The sequence below is a fragment of the Pseudomonas sp. C2B4 genome (assembly GCF_013359695.1).
Taxonomy (GTDB): Bacteria; Pseudomonadota; Gammaproteobacteria; order Pseudomonadales; family Pseudomonadaceae; genus Aquipseudomonas.
In genome coordinates, this window is the sequence record NZ_JABFMU010000006.1 from 186,335 (window position 1) to 204,164 (window position 17,830).

The 17,830-nt window shown below is 61.0% G+C and carries 15 protein-coding genes and 1 tRNA gene; all 16 read left to right on the forward strand.

What is annotated here, in order from left to right; translation table 11 throughout:
- Nucleotides 1-3: 3 nt before the first annotated feature.
- The 16 genes from leuD to HNQ83_RS07545 all read left to right on the forward strand — a co-directional run bounded on the left by leuD (nt 4) and on the right by HNQ83_RS07545 (nt 17,726).
- Nucleotides 4-648: a 3-isopropylmalate dehydratase small subunit gene (leuD, locus tag HNQ83_RS07470; protein WP_137807453.1), complete on the forward strand. Its 645-nt coding sequence runs from the start codon at nt 4-6 to the stop codon at nt 646-648.
- Between the two features lie 138 nt (nt 649-786).
- Nucleotides 787-1,554, forward strand: coding sequence for a class I SAM-dependent methyltransferase (locus HNQ83_RS07475; RefSeq protein WP_175388352.1), 768 nt, complete (start codon nt 787-789; stop codon nt 1,552-1,554).
- Nucleotides 1,555-1,620: 66 nt separating this feature from the next.
- Nucleotides 1,621-2,703, forward strand: a complete 1,083-nt coding sequence (gene leuB, locus HNQ83_RS07480) for a 3-isopropylmalate dehydrogenase (protein ID WP_175388353.1) — start codon at nt 1,621-1,623, stop codon at nt 2,701-2,703.
- Between the two features lie 68 nt (nt 2,704-2,771).
- Nucleotides 2,772-3,884, forward strand: coding sequence for an aspartate-semialdehyde dehydrogenase (asd, locus tag HNQ83_RS07485; protein ID WP_175388354.1), 1,113 nt, complete (start codon nt 2,772-2,774; stop codon nt 3,882-3,884).
- A gap of 259 nt (nt 3,885-4,143) precedes the next feature.
- Nucleotides 4,144-5,154 (forward strand): aspartate-semialdehyde dehydrogenase, encoded by a 1,011-nt coding sequence (locus HNQ83_RS07490; protein WP_175388355.1) that lies wholly within the window; start codon nt 4,144-4,146, stop codon nt 5,152-5,154.
- 207 nt (nt 5,155-5,361) lie between these two features.
- A complete protein-coding gene (locus tag HNQ83_RS07495) occupies nt 5,362-8,280 on the forward strand; it encodes a FimV family protein (protein WP_175388356.1) in 2,919 nt (972 codons plus the stop codon).
- A 310-nt stretch (nt 8,281-8,590) separates the two neighbouring features.
- Nucleotides 8,591-9,415 (forward strand): tRNA pseudouridine(38-40) synthase TruA, encoded by an 825-nt coding sequence (truA, locus tag HNQ83_RS07500; RefSeq protein WP_175388373.1) that lies wholly within the window; start codon nt 8,591-8,593, stop codon nt 9,413-9,415.
- Nucleotides 9,416-9,478: 63 nt separating this feature from the next.
- Complete coding sequence (locus tag HNQ83_RS07505) at nt 9,479-10,096, forward strand: phosphoribosylanthranilate isomerase (protein WP_175388357.1); 618 nt, start codon at nt 9,479-9,481, stop codon at nt 10,094-10,096.
- A gap of 189 nt (nt 10,097-10,285) precedes the next feature.
- Nucleotides 10,286-11,206 carry an acetyl-CoA carboxylase, carboxyltransferase subunit beta gene (accD, locus tag HNQ83_RS07510; protein ID WP_175388358.1) on the forward strand — a complete coding sequence of 307 codons (921 nt, stop codon included), beginning with the start codon at nt 10,286-10,288 and terminating at the stop codon, nt 11,204-11,206.
- Nucleotides 11,203-12,510, forward strand: a complete 1,308-nt coding sequence (folC, locus tag HNQ83_RS07515; RefSeq protein WP_175388359.1) for a bifunctional tetrahydrofolate synthase/dihydrofolate synthase — start codon at nt 11,203-11,205, stop codon at nt 12,508-12,510. Before accD ends, folC begins: the two co-directional genes overlap by 4 nt.
- Entirely contained in the window at nt 12,494-13,168 is a 675-nt protein-coding gene (locus HNQ83_RS07520; protein ID WP_175388360.1) for an SPOR domain-containing protein, read from the forward strand. The genes folC and HNQ83_RS07520 overlap by 17 nt, the downstream gene beginning before the upstream one ends.
- A gap of 98 nt (nt 13,169-13,266) precedes the next feature.
- A complete protein-coding gene (locus tag HNQ83_RS07525) occupies nt 13,267-13,827 on the forward strand; it encodes a CvpA family protein (RefSeq protein ID WP_175388361.1) in 561 nt (186 codons plus the stop codon).
- Between the two features lie 41 nt (nt 13,828-13,868).
- On the forward strand, nt 13,869-15,374 hold the full coding sequence (gene purF, locus HNQ83_RS07530; protein WP_110967338.1) for an amidophosphoribosyltransferase: 1,506 nt from the start codon (nt 13,869-13,871) through the stop codon (nt 15,372-15,374).
- A 72-nt stretch (nt 15,375-15,446) separates the two neighbouring features.
- Entirely contained in the window at nt 15,447-16,658 is a 1,212-nt protein-coding gene (locus HNQ83_RS07535) for an O-succinylhomoserine sulfhydrylase (RefSeq protein ID WP_175388362.1), read from the forward strand.
- The gene (locus HNQ83_RS07540; protein ID WP_175388363.1) at nt 16,655-17,428 is read left to right on the forward strand and encodes an SDR family oxidoreductase; all 774 of its coding nucleotides are present in this window, start codon (nt 16,655-16,657) and stop codon (nt 17,426-17,428) included. The genes HNQ83_RS07535 and HNQ83_RS07540 overlap by 4 nt, the downstream gene beginning before the upstream one ends.
- 222 nt (nt 17,429-17,650) lie before the next feature.
- Nucleotides 17,651-17,726: transfer RNA gene (locus tag HNQ83_RS07545), tRNA-Val, on the forward strand.
- Nucleotides 17,727-17,830 lie beyond the last annotated feature (104 nt).

A 17,830-nucleotide genomic window follows, 5' to 3' on the forward strand; every position in this document is an offset into this window, starting at 1 on the left:
AGCATGAAAGCTTTCACCCAGCACACTGGACTTGTCGCGCCTCTGGATCGTGCCAACGTCGACACTGACCAGATCATTCCGAAACAGTTTTTGAAGTCGATCAAGCGCACCGGTTTTGGTCCGAACCTGTTCGACGAATGGCGCTACCTGGACGTGGGCCAGCCGTATCAGGACAACTCCAAGCGCCCGCTGAACAAGGATTTCGTCCTCAACGCCGAACGCTATCAGGGCGCCAGCGTATTGCTGGCCCGCGAGAACTTCGGTTGCGGTTCCAGCCGCGAACACGCCCCATGGGCACTGGAAGAATACGGTTTCCGCAGCATCATCGCGCCGAGCTACGCCGACATCTTCTTCAACAACAGCTTCAAGAACGGCTTGCTGCCGATCATCCTGAGCGACGCTGAAGTCGATGAGTTGTTCAAGCAGGTCGAGGCCAACCCGGGCTATCAGTTGCAGATCGATCTGCAAGCCCAGACCGTGACCCGTCCGGACGGCAAGGTGTTGAATTTTGAGATCGATGCCTTCCGCAAGCACTGCCTGCTCAATGGCCTGGACGATATCGGCCTGACCTTGCAGGACGGTGATGCGATTGCGGCGTTTGAAGCCAAGCACCGTGCGAGCCAGCCTTGGTTGTTTCGCGACGCGTGATTTTGCGTAAGGCGTGATGACGCCTTCGCGAGCAGGCTCGCTCCCACATTTGAAATGCATTCCATTGTGGGAGCGAGCCTGCTCGCGAAGAGGCCCGAACAGACACAGCAAGACTCAACCCCAAAAAGGAAGTCCCCCATGACCAGCACCGCCCAGCACAGTCAGGTAGTCCAGAAGCAATTCGGTGAACAGGCCGCGGTCTACCTGAGCAGCGCCGTCCACGCTCAAGGCACCGAATTCGCACTGCTACAGGCCGAACTGGCGGGGCAGGGCGATGCCCGTGTGCTGGACCTGGGCTGCGGGGCAGGGCACGTGAGTTTTCACGTGGCTTCGCTGGTGAAAGAAGTGGTGGCCTACGATCTGTCCCAGCAAATGCTCGACGTGGTGACAGCGGCTGCGATTGAGCGTGGCTTGAGCAATGTGACAACGGTCAACGGTGCCGCCGAGCGCCTGCCATTCGCCGATGGTGAGTTCGATTTCGTATTCAGCCGCTATTCGGCGCACCATTGGAGCGATCTCGGCCTGGCCCTGCGGGAAGTGCGCCGGGTGCTGAAGCCGGGTGGCGTGGCGGCGTTCATCGACGTGTTGTCACCGGGCAGCCCGTTGTTCGACACTTACCTGCAAAGCGTCGAAGTGCTGCGCGACACCAGCCATGTGCGCGATTATTCCGCCGGCGAGTGGTTGCGTCAGGTCAGCGAGGCGGGGTTGCATACCCGCAGTACCACCCGTCAACGGCTGCGCCTGGAGTACAACTCCTGGGTCGAACGCATGCGCACTCCGCAGGTGATGCGCGCGGCGATCCGCGAGTTGCAGCAGTCGATGGGCAACGAAGTACGCGAATATTTTGAGATTGAGGCCGATGGTTCGTTCAGTACAGATGTATTGGTGCTGTTCGCCGAAAAATGAGCCCCGAGCGATAAGAATTTTTCCGGGCGCGCCCTCGGGCGCACCGACTGATGACATGAGGAAAGCATGAGCAAGCAGATTCTGATTCTCCCAGGTGACGGTATTGGCCCGGAAATCATGGCCGAAGCGGTCAAGGTGCTGGAACTGGCCAACGACAAGTTCGCCCTGGACTTCGAGCTGAGCCACGACGTGATCGGCGGCGCGGCCATCGACAAGCACGGCGTGCCACTGGCCGATGAAACCCTGGAACGTGCCCGTGCGGCCGATGCCGTGCTGTTGGGCGCCGTGGGCGGCCCGAAATGGGACACCATCGAGCGTGACATCCGTCCTGAGCGTGGTCTGCTGAAAATCCGTGCACAACTGGGCCTGTTCGGCAACCTGCGTCCGGCGATCCTGTACCCCCAATTGGCTGAGGCTTCGAGCCTGAAGCCGGAGATCGTGTCTGGCCTGGACATCCTGATCGTCCGCGAGCTGACCGGCGGTATCTATTTCGGCGCGCCACGCGGCACCCGTACCCTGGAAAACGGCGAGCGCCAGTCCTACGACACCCTGCCGTACAGCGAAAGCGAAATCCGTCGCATTGCCCGTGTCGGTTTCGACATGGCCATGGTGCGCAGCAAGAAGCTGTGCTCGGTGGACAAGGCCAACGTGCTGGCGTCCAGCCAGTTGTGGCGTGAAGTGGTCGAACAGGTGGCCAAGGATTACCCTGAAGTCGAACTGAGCCACATGTACGTCGACAACGCCGCCATGCAGCTGGTGCGTGCACCGAAGCAGTTCGACGTGATCGTCACCGATAACATGTTCGGCGACATCCTGTCCGACCAGGCCTCGATGCTCACCGGTTCCATCGGCATGCTGCCGTCGGCGTCCCTGGACACCAACAACAAAGGCATGTACGAGCCGTGCCACGGTTCGGCGCCGGACATTGCAGGCAAAGGCATCGCCAACCCGTTGGCGACCATCCTGTCGGTCTCCATGATGTTGCGTTACAGCTTCAATCAGCAGGCCGCCGCCGATGCCATCGAGAAAGCCGTCAGCCTGGTGCTGGATCAGGGCTTGCGCACGGGTGACATCTGGTCGGCCGGTTGCACTAAAGTCGGTACGCAGGAAATGGGTGACGCAGTAGTCGCCGCGCTGCGGAATCTGTAATCTCTCGGGCCCGCTGCCCATTTCACCCCCGAAAGCAGCGGCCCACATTTCAAGAAGGTGTAGTTGCGATGAAACGTGTAGGTCTGATCGGTTGGCGCGGTATGGTCGGTTCCGTGCTCATGCAGCGGATGCTGGAAGAGCAGGATTTCGATCTTATCGAGCCGGTGTTTTTCACCACTTCCAATGTCGGTGGCCAAGGCCCGTCCGTGGGCAAGGACATTGCTCCGCTCAAGGACGCTTACAGCATTGAAGAGCTGAAAACCCTCGACGTGATTCTGACCTGCCAGGGTGGCGACTACACCAGCGAAGTCTTCCCGAAGCTGCGCGAAGCCGGCTGGCAGGGTTACTGGATCGACGCCGCCTCCAGCCTGCGCATGCAGGATGACGCGGTCATCGTTCTGGACCCGGTCAACCGCAAGGTCATCGACCAGCAACTGGATGCGGGCACCAAGAACTACATCGGCGGCAACTGCACCGTCAGCCTGATGCTGATGGGCCTGGGCGGCCTGTTCGAAGCCGGTCTGGTGGAGTGGATGAGCGCCATGACCTATCAGGCGGCATCCGGTGCCGGCGCGCAGAACATGCGTGAACTGATCAAGCAAATGGGCGCGACCCACGCTGCTGTCGCCGATCAACTGGCCGACCCGGCCAGCGCGATCCTCGACATCGACCGTCGTGTCGCCGAAGCCATGCGCAGCGACGCGTACCCGACCGAAAACTTCGGTGTACCGCTGGCCGGCAGCCTGATCCCGTGGATCGACAAGGAATTGCCGAACGGCCAGAGCCGCGAAGAGTGGAAAGCCCAGGCCGAGACCAACAAAATTCTCGGTCGCTTCAAGAGCCCGATCCCGGTGGACGGCATCTGCGTGCGCATCGGCGCCATGCGCTGCCACAGCCAGGCGCTGACCATCAAGCTGAACAAAGACGTGCCGATCGCCGATATCGAAGGGCTGATCAGCCAGCACAACCCATGGGTCAAGCTGGTGCCGAACAACCGCGATATCAGCATGCAGGAGCTGAGCCCGAACAAGGTCACCGGCACACTGAACATCCCGGTTGGCCGTCTGCGCAAGCTGAACATGGGTTCGCAATTCGTCGGCGCGTTTACCGTCGGCGACCAACTGCTGTGGGGCGCGGCCGAGCCGCTGCGTCGCATGCTGCGGATCCTGCTCGAGCGTTGATTGTTTGAAGCGATGAAAGAACCCGTGCCTTGAAAGAGGTGCGGGTTTTTTTATGGGCGTTGGGTCGTCTGTCAAACCGCCATCGCTGGCAAGCCTGCTCCCACAAGGTCGTGCGCGTTTTCAAAATTGGCGTACAACCTGTGGGAGCTGGCTTGCCAGCGATGAGGCCATCACAGCCACCGCAAACCCTTGGCAGAATTGCCTGCATGCCCCCCACCCGGTAAAGTGCCGCTCCCCCCGTTTCGCCAGAGGTAGAACCATGAGCCAGTCCTTCGATATTGCCGTGATCGGCGCCACCGGCACTGTCGGCGAAACGCTCGTGCAGATTCTTGAAGAGCGTGACTTCCCGATCGGCAATCTGCACCTGCTGGCCAGCAGCGAATCTGCCGGCAGCTCGGTGCCGTTCCGCGGCAAGAACGTGCGCGTGCGGGAAGTCGATGAGTTCGACTTCGGCAAGGTGCAACTGGTGTTCTTCGCCGCGGGCCCGGCCGTGACCCTGAGTTTTGCCGCGCGCGCCACGGCGGCCGGTTGCTCGGTCATCGATCTGTCCGGTGCCTTGCCGTCCGACCAGGCGCCGCAAGTCGTGCCGGAAGCCAATGCCAACGTGTTGGCCAGTCTGAAGAAGCCGTTTCAGGTCAGTAGTCCGAGCCCATCGGCCACCACGCTGGCGGTAGTGCTCGCGCCGCTGTTGGAGTTGCTCGATTTGCAGCGCATCAGCCTGACCGCCAGCCTGGCAGTATCGGCCCAGGGCCGCGAAGCCGTGACTGAGCTCGCCCGGCAAACTGCAGAACTGCTGAATGTGCGGCCGCTGGAGCCAAAATTCTTTGATCGGCAGATGGCCTTCAATCTGTTGGCCCAGGTCGGCAAGCCGGACGAACAAGGCCATACGCTGCTGGAAAAACGCCTGGTGCGGGAGCTGCGTCAGGTCATGTCGCTGCCTTTATTGAAGATTTCCGTCACTTGCATTCAAGCCCCGGTGTTTTTTGGCGATAGCTTTAGCGTGACCTTGCAGTCTGCAAGCGAGATCGACCTCGCGAAAGTCAACGCTGCGCTGGAGGATGCCCCCGGTATCGAGCTGGTTGAAGCCGGCGATTACCCGACACCGGTCGGCGACGCGGTAGGGCAGGATGTGGTCTACGTGGGGCGCGTTCGTCATGGAGTCGACGACCTGTCGGAACTAAATATGTGGCTGACGTCAGATAACGTACGCAAGGGCGCCGCGCTCAATGCTGTGCAGCTGGCCGAATTGTTGATAAAAGACCTGCTGTAAAAGATACTTGGCAACAAATTTTCGAATGGTTCCGGGTGGGCGTTATGCTTGGCCGGAATGCTGAAGGCAAGCCACCCTGTGGGGCTTTCCGGGGCATGCATGAAACGATCGCGCGCGACGACCCTTCGCCGCCGCGCGCAATGCCTTGCGGCAGCGACAATCATCACCTTCTCGCTGGCCGAGGAATGTTCAAACTAAGGATGAGCTATGGTTCAAGTTCGCAAACTGGTGTTAGCAATAGCGGCCGCCTCGGCGCTGTCCTCCGGTATGGCGCATGCCCTCGGGCTCGGGGAATTGACCCTGAAGTCGACGGCGAACCAGCCGTTGGTGGCGGAAATCGAGTTGCTAGACGTCAAGGAACTCACCGCTGCCGAAGTGGTGCCGAGCCTGGCTTCACCTGAAGATTTTGCCAAGGCCGGTGTCGATCGCCAGGCGTTTCTCGACGACCTGACATTCACCCCGGTACTCAACGCCAGCGGCAAAAGCATCCTGCGTGTAACCTCCAGCAAGCCCCTGTCCGAACCGATGGTGAAATTCCTGGTTCAGGTGATGTGGCCCAACGGCCGGCTGCTGCGCGATTACAGCGTGCTGCTCGATCCGTCCAAATTCTCGCCGCAGACCGCTGAAGCGGCTGCGCAACCTGCACCGACCCAAGGCACAACGCCAGTCACTGGTGCGACCAAGCCAACCCAGTACACCACCCTGCCGCGCGACACCCTGTGGGAAGTCGCCGCGAAGGCGCGTAATGGCGGGTCGATTCAACAAACCATGCTGGCCATCCAGGCGTTGAATCCGGATGCCTTTATCGACGGCAACATCAACCGCCTGAAAACCGGGCAGGTGCTGCGCCTGCCGGATCAGGCGCAAAGCACCAGCCTGCCGCAACCCAAGGCCATTGCCGAAGTGGCTGCGCAAAACACCGCCTGGCGTCAGGGACGTCGATATGTCGCCAAGCCCGGTTCGGGTCAGCAGCAACTCGATGCCACCAACCGCGGTCGCGGAGAGACGGTGTCGACGCAGACCGGTCAGGACAAACTGAGTCTTGTTTCCGCAGAGTCGGGCAAAGCACGTGGCAAGGGGGCGGCAGGTGACGCGAAGGCCCTGAGCAACAAACTGGCGGTTACCCAGGAAAGCCTCGACACGACCCGTCGTGACAATGCGGAACTGAAAAGCCGCATTTCCGATCTGCAAAGTCAGATGGACAAGCTGCAACGCCTGATCGAGTTGAAGAACAATCAGCTGGCCAAGCTGCAGGCTGAAGGCGCAGCGGGTGCACCAGCTGCTGCTCCTGCAGCGGCCGCGCCGGCGATCACCGCTGAATTGGCGGCCAACCCGGCCGCAACGCCTGCCGAACCTGTGCCTGCAGCGCCGGCTCCAGCCACACCTGAAGCGGCTGCTCCGGCTACGCCCGAGCAACCGCTTGAGCCCGCACCGGTAGCCTCCGATGAGCAGAAATTCAATGAATTGCTGACCAATCCGTGGCTGTTGGGCTTGGCGGGTGGCGGGGCAGTCGTGGTGTTGCTGTTGCTGTTGTTGCTGGCTCGTCGCCGTAAAGCCCAGCAGGAAGCCGAAAAACATCTGCGCATGGCCCGTGCCCTGGCCGAAGAACAGCCGTTTTCTGCCGACTTCGACATGCCGGACAGCAGCTTCGAAGGTCTGGAAGTTCCACCGCCAAGCGTGAAACTCGCGAATGTGCCGCCGCCTGCTCCGGCCCCAGCCCCGGTGATTGCGCCTGTTGTCGTTACGCCACCGATCGCCGCACCGCTGGTAGCGCCGGCCGCCGAGCGTTCCGACGACGTGTTGGGCCAGGCCCAGTCGCACATCGCTGCGGGCCGTCTGAATCAGGCCGCCGCGCTGCTGGAAGAGGGCGTCAAGCAAGAGCCGCAGCGCAGTGATGTTCGCCTGAAGCTGATGGAAGTCTACGGTTTGCAGGGCGACCGCGATGCATTCGTGGTTCAGGAGCGTCAGTTGGTGGCCAATGGCGATAATTTCGCCAAGGTCGAGCAACTGAAAAGCCGTTTCCCGGCCATGGCACTGGTCGCTGCGGGTGGTATCGCCGCGGCTGCCGTCGCTGCCGAGCTGGACGCGCAATACGTCAAGGACCTGCTGCTGGACGAGCCGCCAGCCGCGGCGCCGGCCGATGACGATCTCGACAGCGCCTTCGACCTGAGCCTGGATGATCTGGAGAACATTACTCCAGCAGCCGATACACCCGCACCGCAGCAGGAACCGGTTGCGGCGATGCTGGACGAGGCAAAAGCCTCGGCGCCGGCCGATGACGATTTTGACAGCGCCTTCGATCTGAGCCTGGACGATCTGGAAAACATTACGCCAGCCGCCGTTGCACCGGCTCCGCAGCCGGAGCCGGTTGCGCCGATGCTGGACGAGGCGCCAGCTCCTGTGACAGTCGATGACGATTTTGACAGTGCCTTCGACCTGAGCCTGGATGATCTGGACAACATTGCGCCTGCAGTCGTTGCGCCAGCACCGCAACCGGAACTTGAGCCGGAAGCGACCACCCTCGACGAGCTGGAAGATTTCCCGCTGGACGACGATTTGAGTTTTGATTCTGTGTTGCAGCAGCAGACTGAAATCAGGGAGAACCTCGACAATCTGTCAGATTTCGATCTGGACATGGATCTGGGTGGCGAAGCTTCGCCAGAGACCCTGGCCGAAGACGATTTTCTGCTGAGCCTGGATGACGACCTCAAGGACCTGCCCGTTGCCGAAGCCCCGACGGCTCCGGCAGCCCCGGAAGTGACGCTGGACGATCTGGAACTGCCGGCCGATTTCGATCTGTCCCTGGCTGACGAGATGGACGCTCCGGAAGCACCGGACGCATTTGCCGCCGAGCTGGATGACGTCAACGCCGAACTGGAGCGTCTGTCCCAGAGCCTCAGTGAACCAACCTTCACTGTGGATGACGCCCTGGCGACCGTGGACGACGAGCCGGAATTCGATTTCCTGTCCGGCACCGACGAGGTCGCGACCAAGCTCGATCTGGCTCAGGCCTACATCGACATGGGGGACACCGATGGCGCCCGGGACATTCTCAATGAAGTGGTGACCGAGGGTGACGACGGCCAGAAGAATGAAGCCAGGGAAATGCTTTCTCGTCTGGCTTGAGTGATCGAAGCAGGTAAAAACAAAACGGCAGCCCGATGAGGCTGCCGTTTTTGTTTTTGGCGTTGGTGTGATGGTGTCCGTGAGGCCGCTTTCGCGAGCAGGCTCGCTCCCACAGTGGATCGGGGTTGCCCGCCCTTTGTGTCCTTACGCCAATCCCTGTGGGAGCGAGCCTGCTCGCGAAGGGGCCGTCACATTTGACACTGTACCGACTGTTGCACTGGCATCCCCGCCTGACAGCCTTATAATGCCCGCCATTGCGTACATCAGCAGGCTGTTCTCCTTGGCAAATATAGATAACCCGGCCGCCGAAATGGCGGCCGACGGCTTTTTCCGGGTCGCGTTGGGTGTGGAATACAAAGGCTCGCGCTATCGCGGCTGGCAGCGCCAGGCCTCCGGCGTGCTCACCGTTCAGGAAACCCTCGAAAACGCCCTTTCCAAAGTCGCCGACTCACCGGTTTCACTGCTGTGTGCCGGTCGTACCGATGCCGGGGTGCATGCCTGCGGACAAGTGGTGCATTTCGACACTCAGGTAGAGCGCTCGATGAAAGCCTGGGTCATGGGTGCCAACATCAACCTGCCGCACGACATCAGTGTCAGTTGGGCCAAAGTCATGCCCGCGCATTTTCATGCGCGGTTCAAGGCCATCGCCCGGCGTTATCGCTATGTGATCTACAACGATCAGATCCGTCCGGCGCACCTGAACGAAGAAATCACCTGGAACCATCGTCCGCTGGACGTCGAGCGCATGGCCGAAGCCGCTCAGTACCTGGTGGGCATCCATGACTTCAGCGCCTTCCGTGCCGGACAGTGCCAGGCCAAGTCGCCAATCAAGGAGCTGCATCACCTGCGCGTCACCCGTCATGGCAAGATGATCGTGCTGGATATCCGCGCCAATGCCTTCCTGCACCACATGGTGCGCAACATCGCCGGTGTGCTCATGACCATCGGTGCCGGTGAGCGCCCGGTGGAGTGGATGAAGGAAGTGCTGGAGAGCCGGATACGCCGCTCCGGCGGGGTGACGGCGCATCCGTTTGGCCTGTATCTGGTGCAGGTCGAGTACCGGGACGAGTTCGAATTGCCCGAGCGTTATATTGGTCCGCACTTCCTCACGGGATTCTCCGAACTTGACGGCTGACGCCCTCGAACGCTTTTGTTACCATCCGGGACTTTCTCGGATTTGCCGTGGGGTTTTATCGACATGTCAGCCGTTCGCAGCAAGATTTGCGGGATTACCCGCATAGAGGATGCGTTGGCAGCGGTCGAGGCCGGGGCCGATGCCATCGGATTCGTGTTTTATGCCAAGAGCCCGCGGGCGGTCACGTTCCAGCAGGCGCGCGCGATCATCAAGGCGTTGCCGCCGTTTGTCACGACCGTGGGTTTGTTCGTCAATGCCAGCCGTTGCGAGTTGGGAGAGATTCTCGACGCCGTGCCACTGGACTTGCTGCAGTTCCATGGCGATGAAAGCGCTGAAGACTGCGAAAGCTGGCATCGTCCATACATCAAGGCGTTGCGGGTCAAGGCCGGTGACGACATCGCTGCCGCTTGCAAGGCTTATCCAGGCGCCAGCGGTATTCTGCTTGACGCCTATGTCGAAGGAATTCCCGGCGGAACTGGTGAAGCGTTCGACTGGTCACTGATACCGCAAGGTCTGAGCAAGCCGATCATCCTGGCGGGCGGGCTGACGCCGGATAACGTTGCCGGGGCCGTTGCACAGGTTCGGCCTTATGCCGTGGACGTCAGTGGCGGGGTAGAGGCGAGCAAAGGCATCAAGGATCACGCGAAGATCAAGGCGTTCATCAAAGCGGCACGCGGATGATGTGACGGCTGGCACACTGCCGCCGTCCACTGCACTGTACAAAACGGCTGAGGATTGATGGGTGGTACGCAGGTCACACTTTTGACCCGGCCATTGATCAAACATCGCCGCACACATGAATTTAGCTTTAGGGCATACGCGGGGCTGCGAACCAGAGCGTTCGGGCCGCCGGTACTGGAGAAAGAAAGCATGAGCAACTGGTTGGTAGACAAACTGATCCCTTCGATCATGCGTTCCGAGGTCAAGAAGAGCTCGGTGCCTGAAGGTCTTTGGCACAAATGCCCGTCTTGCGAGGCTGTGCTGTATCGTCCGGAGCTGGAAAAGACCCTGGACGTTTGCCCAAAATGCAATCACCACATGCGTATTGGTGCCCGCGCCCGTATCGACATTTTCCTCGACGCCGAAGGTCGTGCCGAACTGGGCGCGGACCTGGAGCCGGTTGACCGTCTGAAGTTTCGTGATGGCAAGAAGTACAAGGATCGCCTGACCGCTGCGCAAAAGCAGACGGGCGAAAAGGACGCACTGATTTCCATGAGCGGTACCCTGCTGGGCATGCCTGTAGTGGTTTCGGCGTTCGAATTCAACTTCATGGGCGGTTCGATGGGTGCCATCGTCGGCGAGCGCTTTGTGCGCGCCGCCAACTACGCGCTGGAAAAGCGCTGCCCGATGATCTGCTTCTCCGCCTCCGGTGGTGCGCGGATGCAGGAAGCGCTGATCTCGCTGATGCAAATGGCCAAGACCTCTGCGGTCCTGGCGCGTCTGCGTGAAGAAGGCATTCCGTTCATCTCCGTGCTGACCGACCCTGTCTACGGCGGTGTTTCTGCCAGTCTGGCGATGCTGGGCGACGTCATCGTCGGCGAGCCGAAAGCCCTGATCGGTTTTGCCGGTCCGCGCGTGATCGAGCAAACCGTGCGCGAAAAACTGCCGGAAGGCTTCCAGCGCAGCGAGTTCCTGCTGGAGCACGGCGCGATCGACATGATCATTCACCGTCAGGAACTGCGTCCGCGCCTGGGCAACCTGCTAGCGCAAATGATGGGCCTGCCGACGCCGAAGTTCGTCGCCGCACCAATTGAACCGATCGTCGTCCCACCGGTGCCTGCGAGCATATGACCGAACGTACCCTTGGCGAATGGCTCGCCTACCTTGAGCAGTTGCACCCTTCGGCCATCGACATGGGCCTTGAGCGCTCGCAACAGGTAGCGTCCCGCATGGGACTGGGCAAGCCGGCGCCTCGGGTCATCACGGTTACCGGCACCAACGGCAAGGGCTCCACCTGTGCGTTCGTGGCTTCGTTGCTGCGGGCCCAGGGCCTGAAAGTCGGTGTCTACAGTTCCCCGCACCTGCTGCGTTACAACGAGCGGGTGCAAGTCAATGGCGTCGAAGCGACTGATGCCGAGCTGTGCCAGGCCTTCGCAGCCGTGGAGGCGGGGCGCGGCGACACGTCCCTGACCTATTTCGAGATGGGCACTCTGGCGGCGTTCTGGCTGTTCCAGCAGTCGGGGCTCGATGCTGTGGTGCTGGAAGTCGGACTGGGCGGGCGTCTGGACACCGTCAATGTGGTGGATGCCGACATGGCGCTGGTCACCAGCATTGGCGTCGATCATGCGGATTATCTGGGGGATACCCGTGAATCCGTGGCCTTCGAGAAGGCCGGTATTTTCCGCCAGGGCGCGCCTGCGCTTTGTGGCGACCTGAATCCTCCGCAACCCCTGCTGGACAAAGCGCGCGAGCTCAATTGCCCGTTTTTCCTGCGTGGGCGCGATTTCGACCTTGGGGTCACCGATCACAACTGGCAATGGCGCGGTATCGATGCCTCGGGTCGTGTGGTCGAGTTGCACGATCTGCCCTTGCTCGATCTGCCGATGGAAAACGCCGCGCTGGCGTTGCAGGCGTACCTGCTGCTCGGTTTGCCATGGGGTGACGCGCAGATTATCCAGGCGTTGCAAGCGACGCGGGTGGTGGGTCGTCTCGATCGCCGGCAGTTTGACTGGCAGGGCAAGCGCATTAATCTGTTGCTGGATGTGGGGCATAACCCCCATGCGGCAGAGTATTTGGCCCGGCGCCTGGCCAGTCGGCCACCGGTTGGCAAGCGTCTGGCGGTTTTCGGCTTGTTGGCGGACAAGGATCTGGATGGTGTTATCGAGGAATTGAGTGCTAGTGTCGAGCACTGGGCTGTCGCACCGCTGGATTCCCCGCGGGCACGGCCGGTAGTCGACTTGCAAGCGGCGCTGCTCAAGCGTGGTGCTTCGGTAACGTCCTATGGCAGCGTGGCCGCCGCCCTGGAAGGGCAGTGCGCGCTGGCGACGAACGACGACGAAATTCTGTTGTTCGGATCATTTTATTGTGTCGCCGAGGCCCTGGATTGGCTGGCCCGGCGCTCCACGGAGGAAGCGGCAAATGGCATTGCTGGATAAGGCTTACAAACAGCGCATGGTTGGCGCCCTGGTCCTGGTGGCATTGGCCGTGATTTTTCTGCCGATGCTGTTTTCCCGTCAGGATGAGCAGCGCCAGGTAACGGTTGAGGCCCCGGCTGCGCCGCAAGCGCCTGCGATGCCGCAAGTGCAGGTTGAGCCGGTGGTGGTGCCTGAGCCGCAAACCTTGCCTCAGGAGCCAGTGCCGGGCGATGACGATATCGCTCAGGACGTACCAGCAGCGCCCACCGTTCCTGCTGTGCCCGCTGTCCCAGCCCCGGCCCCAGCTGCCAAACCCGTCACGCCAGCTCCGGCAGCGGTGCCAGCACTGGCAGCCAAACCTGCAACAGCGCCAGCCCAGCCCATCACGGCTGCGCCGGGCAAGCCAGACACCACCCAAAGCCGTGTCGACGCCAACGGCCTGTCGGTCAGTTGGTCGGTGCAGCTGGCCAGTCTGTCCAACCGTGAAAGTGCGGAAAAACTGCAGAAAACCCTGCGTAGCCAGGGTTACAACGCTTACATCCGTTCCGCTGACGGCAAGAATCGGGTGTTTGTCGGGCCGCTGATCGAGCGCGCCGAGGCCGATCGTCTGCGTGACTTGTTGAACCGCCAGCAGAACCTCAAGGGTTTTGTCGTGCGCTTTCAGCCAGAGCGCGGCTAAATCTATCGCCCCGATTTGAAATGCACTGACAATCGCAGCTTACCGATCAGCATGGGCTCTGCTAAAATGCGCCGCCTTATCCGTCTGTAGGCTGCACTGTGCCATTTACCTGGGTTGACTGGGCGATCGTTGCAATCGTCGCCATCTCCGCATTGATCAGTCTGAGCCGCGGCTTCGTCAAGGAAGCGCTCTCGCTCGTGACCTGGATCATCGCAGGAGTCGTTGCCTGGATGTTCGGTGGCTCATTGTCCGAGTACCTCGGCGCGTATATTCAAACACCTTCGGCTCGCGTGATCGCGGGCTGTGCCATCATGTTTGTCGCCACCCTGGTGGTAGGCGCAATGATCAATTATCTGATCGGCGAGTTGGTACGTGTCACCGGACTGTCCGGGACCGATCGATTCCTCGGCATGGCCTTCGGCGCCGCGCGTGGCGGGTTGCTGGTGGTCGTGGCGGTCGGGCTGTTGAGCCTGGGGCCGGTACAGCACGACGAGTGGTGGCAACAGTCACAGCTCGTGCCAAAATTTCTATTGGTCGCAGACTGGTCCAAAAACCTGATTCTCGGGTGGAGCAGTCAGTGGCTTGCCAGCGGAATCAGCGTACCCGCTGATATACCGTTCAAGGAGCAACTCTTGCCGATGGCCAAAACGCCTCAGTAAGTGGTGCTCAGTTCAGATCCATTAAGTAGGGGTTGCGTCGCATGTGTGGCATCGTCGGTATCGTCGGTAAGTCGAACGTCAATCAGGCGCTGTATGACGCGCTAACCGTCCTCCAGCACCGCGGCCAGGACGCTGCCGGTATCGTGACCAGCCATGATGGCCGGTTATTCCTGCGCAAGGACAATGGCCTGGTGCGTGACGTGTTCCAGCAGCGTCACATGCAGCGCCTGGTCGGTCACATGGGCATTGGCCATGTGCGTTATCCGACCGCGGGCAGCTCGACGTCGGCCGAAGCTCAACCGTTTTACGTCAACTCGCCTTACGGCATCACCCTGGCGCACAACGGTAACTTGACCAACGTTGAACAACTGGCCAAGGAGATTTACGAATCTGACCTGCGCCACGTCAACACCAGTTCCGACTCGGAAGTGCTGCTCAACGTGTTTGCACACGAACTGGCCCAGCGCGGCAAGTTGCAGCCAACCGAAGAAGACGTGTTCGCCGCCGTCACTGACGTGCACAACCGTTGCGTCGGCGGTTATGCCGTCGTCGCGATGATCACCGGCTACGGCATCGTCGGTTTCCGTGATCCGCACGGCATCCGTCCGATCGTGTTCGGCCAGCGTCACACCGACGAAGGCGTCGAGTACATGATCGCCTCCGAAAGCGTGTCCCTGGACGTGCTCGGTTTCACCCTGATTCGCGACCTGGCACCGGGCGAAGCGGTCTACATCACTGAAGACGGCAAGCTCCATACCCGCCAGTGCGCGACCAACCCGTCCCTGACCCCGTGCATCTTCGAACACGTCTATCTGGCGCGTCCGGATTCGATCATTGACGGCGTGTCCGTGTACAAGGCGCGTCTGCGCATGGGCGAGAAGCTTGCCGAGAAGATCCAGCGCGAGCGTCCGGATCACGACATCGACGTGGTCATCCCGATCCCGGACACCAGCCGCACCGCAGCCCTGGAGCTGGCGAACCACCTGGGCGTGAAATTCCGCGAAGGCTTCGTGAAGAACCGCTACATCGGCCGTACCTTCATCATGCCGGGTCAGGCCGCACGGAAAAAATCCGTACGCCAGAAGCTCAACGCCATCGAACTGGAATTCCGCGGCAAGAACGTGATGCTGGTGGACGATTCGATCGTGCGCGGCACCACCTGCAAGCAGATCATCCAGATGGCACGGGAAGCCGGCGCGAAGAACGTTTACTTCTGCTCCGCAGCACCGGCCGTGCGTTTCCCGAACGTCTACGGCATCGACATGCCGAGTGCCCACGAACTGATCGCCCACAATCGTTCGACCCAGGACGTGGCCGACCTGATCGGTGCCGACTGGCTGATCTATCAGGACCTGCCTGACTTGATCGAAGCGGTCGGTGGCGGCAAGATCAAGATCGAGAAGTTCGATTGCGCGGTGTTCGACGGCCAGTACGTGACCGGCGACGTCGACGAGGCCTACCTGAACAAGATCGAACAGGCACGTAACGATGCCTCCAAGGTCAAGACCCAGGCGGTCAGTGCGATCATCGATCTGTACAACAACTGAGTTTCTACCGGCCCTGAGGGGCCGGTTTTGTATCCGGCTTTTAATTACGAGAATAGGGAAAGGAGTGACAGCATGAGTCAGGATTGGGATGCCGGTCGGTTGGACAGCGACCTCGAAGGCGTAGCGTTCGATACCCTGGCCGTACGTGCCGGTCAGCACCGTACGCCGGAAGGCGAACACGGTGATCCGATGTTCTTCACTTCCAGCTATGTGTTCCGCACCGCCGCCGACGCGGCTGCTCGTTTTGCCGGGGAAGTACCGGGCAACGTCTACTCGCGCTACACCAACCCCACTGTGCGCGCCTTTGAAGAGCGCATTGCCGCCCTGGAAAGCGCCGAGCAAGCCGTGGCCACCGCCACCGGCATGGCCGCGATCATGGCCGTGGTAATGAGCCTGTGCAGTGCTGGCGATCACGTGCTGGTGTCGCGCAGCGTGTTTGGTTCGACCATCAGCCTGTTCGAGAAGTACTTCAAGCGTTTCGGCGTCGAAGTCGACTACGTGCCCCTGGCGGATCTTTCCGGTTGGGATGCTGCGATCAAGCCCAACACCAAATTGCTGTTTGTCGAGTCGCCATCCAACCCGCTCGCAGAGCTGGTGGATATTGCCGAACTGGCAAAAATCGCTCACGCCAAAGGCGCGATGCTGGTGGTCGACAACTGCTTCTGCACCCCGGCGTTGCAGCAGCCGCTGAAGTTGGGCGCGGACATTGTCGTGCATTCGGCCACCAAGTTCATCGACGGCCAGGGCCGTTGCATGGGCGGTGTCGTGGCAGGTCGCAGCGAGCAAATGAAGGAAGTGGTTGGTTTCCTGCGCACCGCCGGGCCGACCCTGAGCCCGTTCAACGCCTGGATCTTCCTCAAGGGCCTGGAAACCCTGAACCTGCGGATGAAGGCGCATTGCGCCAACGCCCAGCAGCTGGCCGAGTGGCTGGAGCAGCAGGACGGTATCGAGAAAGTCCATTACGCCGGCCTCAAGAGCCATCCGCAGCACGCGTTGGCCCAGCGCCAGCAAAAAGGTTTCGGTGCCGTGGTGAGTTTCGAGGTCAAGGGTGGCAAAGAGGGCGCCTGGCGCTTTATCGATGCGACCCGGCTGATTTCGATCACCGCCAACCTGGGCGACAGCAAAACCACCATCACACACCCGAGCACCACCTCCCATGGCCGTCTCGCGCCACAAGAGCGTGAGGCCGCGGGCATTCGTGACAGCCTGATCCGCATCGCGGTCGGCCTGGAAGACGTGGCAGACCTGCAAGCCGACCTGGCGCGCGGGTTGGCTGCCTTGTGATCGAGTTGTCCACGCCAATCGGCTCCAATGGCCGTGTAGCGCTGGTGACCGGCGCTGCGCGGGGCATCGGGCTGGGCATTGCGGCCTGGTTGATCAGCGAAGGCTGGCAAGTCGTGCTGACCGACCTGGATCGAGTGCGTGGTTCGAAAGTGGCGAAGGTACTGGGCGAAAACGCCTGGTTCATCGCCATGGACGTCTCGAACGAAGGGCAGGTGGCGTTGGGGGTGGCCGAAGTGCTGGGGCAGTTCGGGCGTCTGGATGCGCTGGTGTGTAATGCGGCCGTGGCCGATCCGCACAACATCACGTTGGAAAGCCTTGAGCTGGATTACTGGAACCGGGTGCTGGCGGTCAATCTCAGCGGGCCGATGCTGCTGGCCAAACACTGTGCACCCTACCTGCGGGCTCACAATGGGGCGATCGTCAACCTGGCTTCGACCCGTGCGGCGCAGTCTGAGCCCGATACCGAGGCGTACGCGGCGAGCAAGGGCGGGTTGTTGGCCCTGACTCATGCGTTGGCCATCAGCCTCGGCCCGGAGATTCGCGTCAACGCGGTCAGCCCCGGCTGGATCGATGCGCGCGACCCTGCTGTACGCCGTGCCGAACCGCTGGCCGACACCGATCATGCGCAACACCCGGCGGGCAGGGTAGGGACGGTCGAGGACGTGGCGTCGATGGTGGCCTGGCTGCTGTCGAAGAACGCCGGTTTCGTCACGGGGCAGGAGTTCGTGGTGGACGGCGGAATGACCAAGAAGATGATTTACAGCGAGTAGATTGAACTGGGGCTCAGGCACTGATGTTGAATGTGCCGCCGACTTCGCGAGCAGGCTCGCTCCTACATTGGAAATGCGATCCACTGTGGGAGCGAGCTTGCTCGCGAAAGCGATCGACACTGTACCGATTGAAAGAATTTTGTCTTTTTCAGAAAAACTTCAATCCTGCTATTGACTTAGGTTCTCCACCTGCGTAAATTTCGCGGCCTCGGAGATGCAAACGGGTGATTAGCTCAGCTGGGAGAGCGTCTGCCTTACAAGCAGAATGTCGGCGGTTCGATCCCGTCATCACCCACCACTCCCGAGAGTCTTGCGAAAGCAAGATGGAAGCTGAAATGCCTCCACCGACGCGCAGCGGTAGTTCAGTCGGTTAGAATACCGGCCTGTCACGCCGGGGGTCGC